Genomic DNA, 10,099 nt, shown 5'->3' with positions numbered 1-10,099 from the left:
GGTGGGGAACCTGGAAACACCCCGGTCACTGGAGGATTTTGTGACCGGCCTCCAGCAGGTGCTGGAATTATCCGGACTGCGCTGGGGCGGGGAGGGAAAACGTCCGGTCAGCCGGGTGGCCCTGTGCGGTGGGGCGGGTGCCGGTCTATGGCCGGAAGCGCTGGCGCGGGGAGCGGATGTCCTGGTTACCGGCGATATAGGTTATCACGACGCCCGGGACATGCTTTCCGCCGGTCTTAACTTTGTGGATGCCGGCCACTTTGGTACCGAGAGGGTGATCCTGCCCGTGCTGCGGGATTACCTGCAGGAAGCCTGCCGGGAAAAGGGGCTTCCGGTGGAGTTTCTGATCAGCCGGAGGGAGCGGGATCCTTATAATTTCCGTTCATAATGCCATTCAAGAGGGTTGCCCACAGAAGGGGTCCGACCCCCTGAAATATTTATCCGGCAACCGGGTTTAAAGCGTGGCTCCGGTACGCCGGTGCCCGGGAGCGGGAAATTTGCAAAACGATCTCGATTGTGTTAAAATGTAGGGGCAGAATATGTTGCTGTGAGTAAACCGGGTGGTCGCGGGTGTCGGAAGCACCTGAGGAAAGTCCGAGCTCCACAGGGCAGGGTGCTGGGTAATCCCCAGTGGGGGCGACCCCAAGGAAAGTGCCACAGAAATGCAGACCGCCGGTTCGGAGGTCGGTCGTATCTGACTTCCGACGACCGACTTCCGATCTGGCAAGGGTGGAACGGTGCGGTAAGAGCGCACCAGCGGCCCTGGCGACGGGCCGGCTAGGTAAACCCCACCTGGAGCAAGACCGAATAGGGGGACACGGGAGTGGCCCGCTCCGTCCCCGGGTAAAGGTCGCTAGAGGCGTCAGGCAACTGGCGTCCCAGATAGATGATCACCCAAGACAGAACTCGGCTTACAGGTTTGCTCACAGCTTAAAATTTTTTAAGGATGCTTAATCAGGAGACCTTGCTGGATAAAGTCATGGCTCGAGAGAGGCAAAAACAATTTTAGGGCTGACGATTACAGGTTATGTTGTCTTGAGCCTGCCGGCATGGGGGAAAAGGCAACGACAAATTTAAGGCTCACTGGTGCCGTCCATAACCCGTCCCAAAGGGAGTTGTGGCGGAGACAGTGAGCTATTTTTTTGCCGTTAAAGCTGTTCCCTTATGATTCACGAGAATTTTTTAAATATGACCAGACACTCGCCCAGGGATTCTTTGATGTCCTTGCCTTCCTGCAGGTCCTTTTCTATTTTTTCGGCCATATGACAGGCCAGCACGGTCAGCCCCACCCGGTTGACGGCTGCCTTGATGGCCGCCAGCTGGGTGACCACCTCACCGCAGTTGCGGCAGTCCTCAATCATCCTGGAGACTCCCCGCACCTGTCCCTCTATTTTTTTCAGCCTTTGTAACACATCGCCCTGCAACAGGTGTTGCCTGGTGGTCATGTTCTCCGATTCTTTTTCCCCGGCTTCTATCTGGTTGGAGTGGACCAAACCCGCATGTTTTGTTTTCACCTGAATTTCTACCCCCTCCCCAAAAGTACCTTACAGGGTATGCTTTTATTATAACAGATTTTTGCCGGCAAAAAAACAAAAATTTTAAATTTATGCTTGACAAAATGGTCAATAGCTGTTAACTTGTTAATAAAAGAACATATACCCATACGGGTACGGGAACTTCTGTTCCATCCCGGGTGCTTCAGGGCGGCTCTTTTGCAAAAACATTTGCTGCTACAGACAGGGGTTCCCGGAAAAAGCAAAGGAGGATGTGGTATGACAGTGGAGGAACTGAAAAATCTCCAGGTGCAGAAGGTGGTGGATGCCAGGGGGACGTCCTGTCCCGGGCCCATCCTGGCGGCGAAAAGGGCCATTACGGAAGTCCCGGTGGGGGGAGTGATGGAAGTTTTGTCCTCGGATGCCGGCAGCAACAAGGACATTCCTGCCTGGTCCAAAAAGGGTGGCCATGAGTTTTTAGGTGTCGTGGAAGAGGCGGGATACTGGAAGCTTTACGTTAAAAGGATGAAATAAGATGCAGGGAATGGAGCAGAAAGACAAGGATTACCGGCCCAGGATCCTTGTCTTTTCCACAAATAACATATCCGATCCGGGCATTGATCTGGCCGGCAGTTCCCACATGGACTATTCACCCGCGGTGGTGGTGATCACCGTCCCCTGTTCCAGCGGCATAAAGCCCGAGTGGGTTCTCTACGCCATTGAAAAGGGCTTTGACGGCGTCTTCATTGCGGCCGATGGGACCGACTGCGCTTATCTCCCGGATTGCGTGGACAGGACGGGCCGGATTGCCACCCGGGCGCAGGAACTCCTGGCCGGGAAAGGGATTGACCCCCAGAGATTGCGCATGGCGGCCATCTGTTCTGTTTGTGCGGAACCATTTACCAGTCAGATGAGGCAATTCGGGGACACGCTCCTGAAACTTAGATCTTCCGGGAAGGGATAATGTTTATGGATTACGATATCCTGGTCGTGGGCAGCGGCATTGGCGGGATGGAATCGTCCCTGAAACTGGGTGACATGGGCTACCGGGTTTTGCTGGTAGAAAAGGAAGCCAGTGTGGGCGGCAAAATGATTCTTTTGAGCAAGGTATTTCCCACCCTGGATTGCGCCAGCTGTATTTCCACGCCTAAAATGGCCGCCACAGCCCATCATCCCAATGTTGATGTGCATATCTACACCGAAGTCAAGGAAATCAGGAAGAATAATGACGGTACCTTTCAGGTCAGATTGCGCCGGAAACCCGCCTTTGTGGACCAAAGGCTGTGCACCGGCTGCCGGCAGTGCGAAATGAACTGCAATGTGGCCGTCCCGGACCAGTTCAACTCCCATATGGTGGCCCGCCGGGCGGCATACATTGCCTTTCCCCAGGCCGTACCCAAAAAAGCCGTCATTGACCGGGAAGGCACCTCTCCCTGTTCCTTTACCTGTCCGGCCGGCATTAAAGCCCATGGTTATGTGGCCCTCACCCGCAGTGGAAAGTTTACCCGGGCCTTCAATCTCATCCTGGAAACCACCCCTTTGGTGGGCAGCCTGGGCCGGGCCTGCTATGCGCCCTGTGAAGGACAATGTACCCGGGGCGGTATAGAAGGACCCGTGCCCATCAGACAAATCAAACGTTTCCTGGCGGACACCTATTATGCAAAGCACCCGGTGCCCGACTACGGCCCCCCACCGGAGCAACGGGGTAAAAAAGTGGCCATTGTGGGCGCCGGTCCGGCAGGGCTCACCGCCGCATTTCACCTGGCCAGAAAGGGTTATCCGGTGACCATATTTGAAGCCGGGGATGAGCCCGGCGGCATGCTCCGTTACGCCATACCCGCCTACCGCATTCCTAAAGACATCCTGGACAGGGATATTCAAAATGTAACCGCCCTGGGAGTGAAAATCGAGACCGGCCGGCGGGTGGAAAAACCGGCGGAGCTCAAGGAGCAGGGATTCGAGGCCGTCTTTGTGGCCACCGGTACGCCGGAGGTGCGCCGGTTGCAGGTGGAAGGCGAAGACCTGGAGGGAGTAGTGGGTGCCCTGGATTTTCTGCGGCAGGTAAACCAGGGACAAAAATTACAACTGGCAAACAAAAGGGTAATGGTTGTGGGCGGCGGCAATGTGGCCATAGATGCGGCCAGGGTAGCCGTCAGGCTGGGTGCGGAACGGGTGACGATCCTTTACCGGCGGAGCAGGGCGGAAATGCCGGCCCATAACTGGGAAATCGAAGCAGCCGGGCAGGAAGGGGTGGACTTCCAGTACCTGCGGGCTCCGGTAAAATTCATCGGCCGCCAGGGCCGGCTGGCGGAAGTGGAATGCATCCATATGGAACTGGGCGACCCCGACGAAAAGGGGAGAAGAAAACCCCGTCCGGTGGCCGGGTCGGAGCACCGGGTACCCGTGGATCTGGTGGTTACGGCCGTTGGCCTGGCGCCGGCAACCCAAACCCTGGCCCGGGATATAGCCGTAAAGCCCGACCGGACCATTGCCGTGGATCAGGAGACTTTGCAGACATCGGTGCCCTGGATCTTTGCCGGCGGGGATGTGGTTACCGGTCCTTCCTCCATTGTCAGTGCCGTGGCCCAGGGTAAAAGGGCGGCCTTCTTTATCGACCGTTACTTGCAGGGCAAGGAATTGAAGGGAGTGGATTACGACTACCGTTTGCCGGTGGTGGACCGGGAAAGGGTTCTGGCCAGGCAGGAAAAGTATACCAGCCTGCCACCCGTGGCAAGGATCGAGGCCCTGCGGGAAAGGGTTAGCGATTTTGCTGAAACGGAACAACCCCTGACGGCGGAAGAGGCCCGGTACAGTGCCGGCAGGTGCCTGGATTGCGGTGTGTGTTCCGAATGCCAGCAGTGCCTGAGCGCCTGTCCGGCCGGTGCTATAGATCTGTCCATGCGCGAAAGGGAAGAGGAATACCGGGTGGGGGCCGTTATTGTGTCCACGGGGTTCAAGCTTTTCCCCGCCCAAAGCAAGCCCCAGTACGGGTACGGCCGGTACAAAAACGTCATCACCGGTATGCAGATGGACCGTTTACTGGCACCCACCAGGCCCTATAACACTGTCCTGCGGCCTTCCGACGGCAAGATCCCGGAAAGCATCGCCTACATCCTCTGTACGGGCTCAAGGGATCAAACGGTGGAAAATCCCCTTTGTTCCAGGGTTTGCTGCATGTATTCCATCAAACAAAATCAGCTGATCATGGGTGCGCTCCCCCTGGCCGATGTAACGGTCTACTATATTGATATCAGGGCTTTCAGCAAGGGGTACGAAGAATTTTACGACCAGGCCAAGGCCATGGGCGCCAATTTTATCAAGGGCAGGGTGGCCTGGATCGAAGAAAAGGAAGACGGCAATCTGGTCCTTTTCTATGAAGATATGGACAATGGCGGCCGGCTGAGCCGGGCGGAGCATGACCTGGTGGTCCTTTCGGTGGGTCTTCTCCCCAATACGGAAGTTTTTGACCTTTTTAAAGGAGTGGTACTGGAGGCAGATGACTACAGCTACGTAAAAGAAGTGGAGGAAGATTTAAACCCGGGCAAAACCAGCATTGAGGGAGTGTTTGTGGCCGGCTCCGCCTCCGGTGCGAAAGATATACCCGATTCCATCCTCCATGCCGGTGCGGCCGCCGCCCAGGCTGCCGCTTATGTGGAAAGGACGGGGAGAAGAAAATGAGCGACAGAAGGATCGGTGTCTATATCTGTCACTGTGGCGGCAATATTTCCGACTATGTGGATGTGGAGCAGGTAAGGGCGGCGGTGGAACGGGAGCCGGGCGTGGTGGTGGCTAAAACGGCCATGTTCACCTGCTCCGACGCCACCCAGCAGGAGATGGTTTCCGATATTCAGGAACAAAACCTGGACGGTCTGGTGGTGGCCTCCTGTTCTCCCAAGCTACACCTTTTTACTTTCCGGGATATGGCCAGGCGGGCCGGTTTGAATCCCTACCAGTATACCCAGGTCAATATCCGGGAGCAGTGTTCCTGGGCCCACGGCCATGATCACCAGGGCGCAACGGAAAAGGCCATCCGGCTGGTCAGGGCGGGTATTGCCCGTACCGCCCTGACGGAGCCACTGATGCCGGTGAAAATAGAGACGGTTCCCCGGGTGCTGGTGATTGGCGCGGGGGTGGCGGGTTTAAGGGCCGCCCTGGGGCTGGCCGACCTGGGTATTGCCGTGTTGCTGGTGGAGAGATCCCCCGAGGCCGGCGGCTGGACCGGCCGGTTCGGAAAAACCTATCCTTCCGGAAAAAACGGCCGGGAAATGATCGCCCGGCTGGTGCAGGAAGTAAAGCAAAGGGAGAATATCACCTTTTACACCGGGGCCGAACTGGTGGAAAAGTCCGGCAGCATCGGTAACTTTACCGTGAAAATCCGGATTTCCCGGGGCGATGATATTACCGCCAATGTGGGATCCATCATTGTGGCCACCGGTTTTGAACCGTACCATCCCGACGAAGGGGAATACGGGTACGGGATGGACGGGGTCCTGACCCTGCCGGAATTCAAGGAAGCTGTGGATGGGGCCGGTGACGGGCTTTTCTACAAAGGACGGGAAGTAAAAGACGTGGTGTATATTTACTGTGTGGGCAGCAGGCAAAGGCCGGAGCAGGGCCGTGGCCATACCTATTGTTCCCGTTACTGTTGCAATGCGGCCGTTCATGCTTCCCTCCTGGCCGGCGAAAAAAGCCCGCGTCTCCACCAGTATCACCTTTTCCGGGATATGAGGACCTACGGCAGGTTTGAGCTTTTATACCAGCAGGCCAGGGAAAAGGGTTCTATTTTCCTTAAATTTGACGAAAATGAACCGCCGGCCCTGGAAAAGTTGCCCGACGGCCGGCTCAAAGTTACCATAAAGGATTTTCTGACCGCCGGGGAGGAGATCAGCATAATTACAGATCTGGTGGTACTGGTCACGGGCATGACCCCCCGTCACAATAATCAACTAACGGATATACTGAAGCTCCCGGTGGGGAAAGACGGATTTTACAACGAAATTCACCCCAAGCTGCGCCCGGTGGAAACGGTGGTGGACGGGGTATTTATCTGCGGAACGTGCCAGGGACCGAAAAATGCCGCAGAAAGCGTGGCCTCGGCCCTGGCGGCGGTCACCCAGTGTGCTTCCATCCTGAAAAAGGGTTATGTGGAACTGGAACCGCAAATGGCCTTTGTGCAAACAGATCTATGCACCTGGTGCGGCCAGTGTGCCCGGGCCTGTCCCTACGAGGCCATTGAAAAGGGGCAGGATGAGGGGCGGGAGGTGGCCAGGGTAAACGAAGCGCTCTGTAAGGGTTGTGGTGGATGCGCGCCGGAATGTCCCCGGGGGGCCATTAACCTGAAAGGCTATACCAGCGCCCAGATCATGGCCATGATTGATGCTCTGGCAAAGGAGATATGAAAAATGCAGGGTGAAATCAGAGATATCCGGGAAGTGATCCGGGAAGAGATGCTCATGCACGATCACATTATGGATATTCTGAAGCAGGGACCGCAGACCATTCCGGAAATTGCCGGTGCCCTTGGCCGTCCTTCCCATGAGGTGATGTTCTGGGTAATGGGCATGCGCAAATATGGCCTGATTGAGGAGACAGGTGAAGTGACCGACGAGGGGTATTACCGGTATGGCGCGGCGGCAAAGGAGGATCACTGATGGCACTGGTGGATCCCGGTTTTATCGAAGAAGTGCGGCAGTCCGATCAATTCAACGCCTCCGCCTGTTTGAACTGCGGGGTGTGCAGCGCCGTATGCCCCATGGGCATTGAACTGCTTCCCCGCAAGCTTTTCCGCTATGTCTTATTGGGCATCAGGGAAAAGGTACTGGAAAACATTGATACCATTTATTCCTGCCTGCTGTGTAAAATGTGCGAGGTGAATTGTCCGGGCGGAGTGCACATTGCCGAGAACGTCCGTTACCTGCGCTATTACATTAACAAAAGAGTATTCAAACTCTAAGGGGAGTTTGCCATGCCTTTACCAAAAGGGGATACCATTGGAATCCTGGCCGACAACCTGAGGATACGTCAGTCCGTCCTGCCCATTTCCGCCAGAAGGGCCACGGGATGGGCTGCCGGCCTGTCCCTGCCCCGGGGCGGTGAAACCGTTTTCTATACAGGGCTTATGTACCAGATGGTGCCCGATATTGCCGCCATGAGCCGGATGCAGGGCCGCATTGAAAATTCATGGATAGCCGGGTTTGTGGGTGTGGGCCGTTGTGTAAATAAAGTGGTGAATATAGCCGCCTTTATGGCCAGGCCGGACAGGGAACTCAAACTCTACTGCGATGGGGTATTGAAGAACATAGCCCTGCTATTAAGGCAGGTGGGGGTAGATTTTGGTTACCTTTACGAAGAGGAGCTTTATTCCGGGGCACTGGTTTACGATTTGGGTGTGAATGACCTCCTGGAAGGCCATGGTCAAAAAATCGCCGGACTGTTTGTTAAATACGGGGTCAAAAATGTGATCACCGTGGATCCCCATACCACCAACATGCTGCGGACGGTGCTGCCGGCCATAGTGAAAGGTTTTCACTTCAACGTAAAGAGTTATCTGGAGGTGCTGGCGGAAAGGGGGATACAGCCCGCCAGATCCCTGGAGCAGGATCTGGTCATTCACGATTCCTGCCTGTACGCCAGGCACGAGGGGGTGGTGGATGAGCCCCGGGCGCTTTTAAACCGGGCGGGGGCGCAGGTGAAAGAACCCAAAAATGCCGGCAAGTTTACCATGTGTTGTGGCGGACCCGTGGAGTCTTTAATGCCCGGTTTGGCTGTGGACAGGGCCCGTATGCGTATGGCCCAGTTAAAAGAGGTAGCCCAAAATGGGGTCACCATGTGTCCTTTGTGCTATGTCAACCTGCATAAAGCGGCGCCGGAAGAAATGCATATCGAAGATATTTCCAGTTACCTGGTCAAAAGCTATTTAAAATAAAAGGGGAGGGCAACTTATGAGTGAATCCAGGGAGAAAATCGTTTACCTGGCCACCCACGGAGGGGAAAATCCGGAGAAGGCAACCATACCTTTTGTGCTGGCCACGGCAGCCCAGGCCATGGATGTGGATGCGGTGATTGGTCTGCAATGTGACGGGGTGTTCCTGGCGAAGAAAGGTTATGCGGATAGTGTTCATGCCGGTGGTTTTCCACCGCTAAAGGAATTGCTGGATACCTTTCTGAAAGAGGGTGGCACGCTGTACGTCTGCTCCCCCTGTTTGAAGGAGCGCCAGATTGCCGAAGGGGATTTGATTGAGGGAGCGGAAATAGCGGCGGCGGCCACCTTTACGGATGAAATTCTCTCGGCCAAAGCAACGCTGGTTTATTAACTATATCATTTGAGCAGGGTGAAGAGTGGTGGAAAAAACCAAAAAGACCATCATTGTGTTCAGCGGGGACCTGGACAAAGCCATGGCTGCCTTTGTCATTGCCAACGGCGCCGCAGCCATGGGCGACGAAGTGACCATGTTCTTTACCTTCTGGGGGTTGAACATCCTGCGCCGGCCCGAAAAGGTGAAAGCCAAAAAGGGTTTCCTGCAGGCCATGTTCGGGGCCATGATGCCCCGGGGAGCCGGCCGGCTGGGCCTTTCCAAGATGAATTTCGGCGGTATGGGTGCCAAAATGATGAAGATAGTCATGCGTCAGAAGAATGTGGCCGGCCTGGAGGAGTTGATGGCCACGGCCAGGGAGCAGGGAATAAAGATGATTGCCTGCACCATGTCCATGGATGTGATGGGCATAACCAGGGAGGAGCTGGTGGACGGTCTGGAATATGCCGGAGTGGCCACTTACCTGGCCGAGGCCGACGAATCCAATGTGAACCTGTTCATCTAGCAGTGGCAAGTGAGGGTGGTTTTGAAGGGGGCGACGGTCTTTTTTAGGGTAACTGTGCAGCAAAACCCTATCATCGGTACCAAAACGGATTCATTGAACAGTTACCTGGGAGACTGCCGCCCTTTCTGTCATGACGGAAGTCCCCTCAATATTCCCAGTCAAAGGGTTCCACTTCCGGCTGGGCCATCAGCACCTGGCCCATGATGCCCGTGATACGGCGCAAACTCTCTGGAGTTTTGGCCTCGCAGCGGGCCACCAGCACCGGCTGGGTGTTGGATGCCCGCACCAGGCCCCATCCGTCGGGAAACAGCACCCGTACCCCGTCCACATCAATTACCGGGTATTCCCGGCGGAACTGTTCGGTCAGCCGTTTCACCACGGCAAACTTGTGCCGGTCGCTGCAGCCGATGCGGGTTTCGGCGGTGGAGTAATACCGGGGTATGGTATTCACCAGGGCCGAAAAGGGTTCACTGCTGTGGGAAAGGAGCCGTAAAAGGCGGCCGGCCGCATAAAAGGCGTCGTCGTAGCCGAAATATTCATCGGCAAAGAACATGTGCCCGGACATCTCACCGGTAAACACGGCCTTTAGTTCCCGCATTTTTGCCTTGATCAGGGAATGGCCGGTGCGCGAAAAAACCGGCTCGCCGCCCAGGCGCAATATTTCATCCACCAGCGCCTGGGAACATTTCACTTCCACCAGCGCTTTGGTTCCGGGATGACGGGGCAGGATCTCCCGCCAGAAAAGGGCCATCAGCTGGTCCCCCCAGACCACCCGCCCGGTGTCGTCC

General features: G+C 56.0%; 11 protein-coding genes, 1 other RNA gene and 1 pseudogene. 11 read left to right on the top strand and 2 right to left on the bottom strand.

Annotated elements, in window-relative coordinates; genetic code table 11:
* The coding region (locus GFC01_RS17100) for a Nif3-like dinuclear metal center hexameric protein (protein WP_194175018.1) at nucleotides 1-388 on the top strand (388 nt) is incomplete at its 5' end.
* Nucleotides 389-548: 160 nt separating this feature from the next.
* Nucleotides 549-930: RNase P RNA component class A (rnpB, locus tag GFC01_RS17095), an RNA gene on the top strand.
* Between the two features lie 239 nt (nucleotides 931-1,169).
* Here rnpB and GFC01_RS17090 read toward each other — a convergent pair.
* Nucleotides 1,170-1,514, bottom strand: a complete 345-nt coding sequence (locus tag GFC01_RS17090; protein WP_341474077.1) for a metal-sensitive transcriptional regulator — start codon at nucleotides 1,512-1,514, stop codon at nucleotides 1,170-1,172.
* Nucleotides 1,515-1,772: 258 nt separating this feature from the next.
* On the opposite strand from GFC01_RS17090, the gene GFC01_RS17085 reads away from it, so the two are divergent.
* The 9 genes and pseudogenes from GFC01_RS17085 to GFC01_RS17045 all read left to right on the top strand — a co-directional run.
* Nucleotides 1,773-2,027, top strand: coding sequence for a sulfurtransferase TusA family protein (locus tag GFC01_RS17085; RefSeq protein ID WP_152948361.1), 255 nt, complete (start codon nucleotides 1,773-1,775; stop codon nucleotides 2,025-2,027).
* A gap of 1 nt (nucleotide 2,028) precedes the next feature.
* Nucleotides 2,029-2,457: a hydrogenase iron-sulfur subunit gene (locus GFC01_RS17080; protein ID WP_152948360.1), complete on the top strand. Its 429-nt coding sequence runs from the start codon at nucleotides 2,029-2,031 to the stop codon at nucleotides 2,455-2,457.
* A 5-nt stretch (nucleotides 2,458-2,462) separates the two neighbouring features.
* Complete coding sequence (locus tag GFC01_RS17075) at nucleotides 2,463-5,171, top strand: FAD-dependent oxidoreductase (protein ID WP_152948359.1); 2,709 nt, start codon at nucleotides 2,463-2,465, stop codon at nucleotides 5,169-5,171.
* Entirely contained in the window at nucleotides 5,168-6,892 is a 1,725-nt protein-coding gene (locus GFC01_RS17070) for a CoB--CoM heterodisulfide reductase iron-sulfur subunit A family protein (RefSeq protein WP_152948358.1), read from the top strand. The genes GFC01_RS17075 and GFC01_RS17070 overlap by 4 nt, the downstream gene beginning before the upstream one ends.
* A gap of 3 nt (nucleotides 6,893-6,895) precedes the next feature.
* Nucleotides 6,896-7,144: a MarR family transcriptional regulator gene (locus GFC01_RS17065; protein WP_152948357.1), complete on the top strand. Its 249-nt coding sequence runs from the start codon at nucleotides 6,896-6,898 to the stop codon at nucleotides 7,142-7,144.
* Complete coding sequence (locus GFC01_RS17060) at nucleotides 7,144-7,446, top strand: 4Fe-4S dicluster domain-containing protein (RefSeq protein WP_152948356.1); 303 nt, start codon at nucleotides 7,144-7,146, stop codon at nucleotides 7,444-7,446. The genes GFC01_RS17065 and GFC01_RS17060 overlap by 1 nt, the downstream gene beginning before the upstream one ends.
* A 12-nt stretch (nucleotides 7,447-7,458) precedes the next feature.
* A complete protein-coding gene (locus GFC01_RS17055; protein ID WP_152948355.1) occupies nucleotides 7,459-8,418 on the top strand; it encodes a heterodisulfide reductase-related iron-sulfur binding cluster in 960 nt (319 codons plus the stop codon).
* 16 nt (nucleotides 8,419-8,434) lie between these two features.
* The gene (locus tag GFC01_RS17050) at nucleotides 8,435-8,806 is read left to right on the top strand and encodes a DsrE family protein (RefSeq protein WP_152948354.1); all 372 of its coding nucleotides are present in this window, start codon (nucleotides 8,435-8,437) and stop codon (nucleotides 8,804-8,806) included.
* A gap of 22 nt (nucleotides 8,807-8,828) precedes the next feature.
* A pseudogene (locus GFC01_RS17045) lies at nucleotides 8,829-9,311 on the top strand (DsrE/DsrF/DrsH-like family protein); the annotation flags it as partial.
* 145 nt (nucleotides 9,312-9,456) lie between these two features.
* On the opposite strand, the gene GFC01_RS17040 reads toward GFC01_RS17045, so the two are convergent.
* Nucleotides 9,457-10,099, bottom strand: a 643-nt coding sequence (locus GFC01_RS17040; protein WP_479723388.1) for a phosphohexomutase domain-containing protein, incomplete at its 5' end; no start/stop codon positions are given.

Source organism: Desulfofundulus thermobenzoicus (assembly GCF_009428905.1).
Lineage (GTDB): Bacteria > Bacillota > Desulfotomaculia > Desulfotomaculales > Desulfovirgulaceae > Desulfofundulus_A > Desulfofundulus_A thermobenzoicus.
This window is presented reverse-complemented; position numbering and strand designations above follow the sequence as displayed.

Coding starts and splice junctions, on each gene's coding strand:
- GFC01_RS17070 (WP_152948358.1), top strand. CDS start 5,168: ATGAGCGACAGAAGGATCGGTGTCTATATCTGTCACTGTGGCGGCAAT.
- GFC01_RS17075 (WP_152948359.1), top strand. CDS start 2,463: ATGGATTACGATATCCTGGTCGTGGGCAGCGGCATTGGCGGGATGGAA.
- GFC01_RS17060 (WP_152948356.1), top strand. CDS start 7,144: ATGGCACTGGTGGATCCCGGTTTTATCGAAGAAGTGCGGCAGTCCGAT.
- GFC01_RS17085 (WP_152948361.1), top strand. CDS start 1,773: ATGACAGTGGAGGAACTGAAAAATCTCCAGGTGCAGAAGGTGGTGGAT.
- GFC01_RS17065 (WP_152948357.1), top strand. CDS start 6,896: ATGCAGGGTGAAATCAGAGATATCCGGGAAGTGATCCGGGAAGAGATG.
- GFC01_RS17055 (WP_152948355.1), top strand. CDS start 7,459: ATGCCTTTACCAAAAGGGGATACCATTGGAATCCTGGCCGACAACCTG.
- GFC01_RS17050 (WP_152948354.1), top strand. CDS start 8,435: ATGAGTGAATCCAGGGAGAAAATCGTTTACCTGGCCACCCACGGAGGG.
- GFC01_RS17080 (WP_152948360.1), top strand. CDS start 2,029: ATGCAGGGAATGGAGCAGAAAGACAAGGATTACCGGCCCAGGATCCTT.